The 673-nt window shown below is 43.4% G+C and carries 1 protein-coding gene; it reads left to right on the top strand.

Features of this window, described 5'->3' with window-relative positions:
• Positions 1-572, top strand: a 572-nt coding sequence (locus A3735_RS09525; protein ID WP_197485804.1) for a Na+/H+ antiporter NhaA, incomplete at its 5' end; no start/stop codon positions are given.
• Between the last annotated feature and the right edge of the window lie 101 nt (positions 573-673).

Below are 673 nucleotides of genomic sequence, written 5' to 3' on the forward strand. Positions count from 1 at the left end.
AACGAAATGTCATCTCCAAAAGTGCTTATATTTTTATCGGTATCATTATGTGGGTTGCAACGCTTAAATCGGGCGTTCATGCGACACTTGCAGGTGTAGTTCTAGCGATATTCATTCCTATGAAATCTAGAGAGAACCCTTCGTTCTCGCCGCTTAAAGATCTGGAGCATGACCTTCACTCAGTCGTTGCTTTTGGAATTCTCCCCGTCTTCGCCTTCGCCAATGCTGGAATCAATCTATCAGGTATAGGTTTAGAGCAAATGCTTCATAACGTCCCCGTTGGCATCGCGCTAGGCTTGTTTGTCGGTAAGCAAGTGGGGATATTCGGTTTATGCTGGCTTGCCATTAAACTTAAACTAGCCCAACTACCTTCTGGCATGAACTGGCTTAGCCTGTATGGCACAGCGGCACTCTGTGGTATTGGCTTTACAATGAGCTTGTTTATTGGCTCACTTGCCTTTGAAGAAAGCGGAGTCAACATGATCTTTGATGAACGCCTTGGTATCGTCGTGGGTTCGCTGATATCTGGTATATTCGGCTTCTTTATCCTGAACAAAGCATTACCGAAATAACTGCTAGCTAAATTAGACTATATTCGCTAGCAAGCCTTTCATGGGGTCACATCAGACATAGATATAAGTGTCGATATTTTTTACAACCTATGAAAAACAAC

This window comes from Oleiphilus sp. HI0061 (assembly GCF_001635675.1).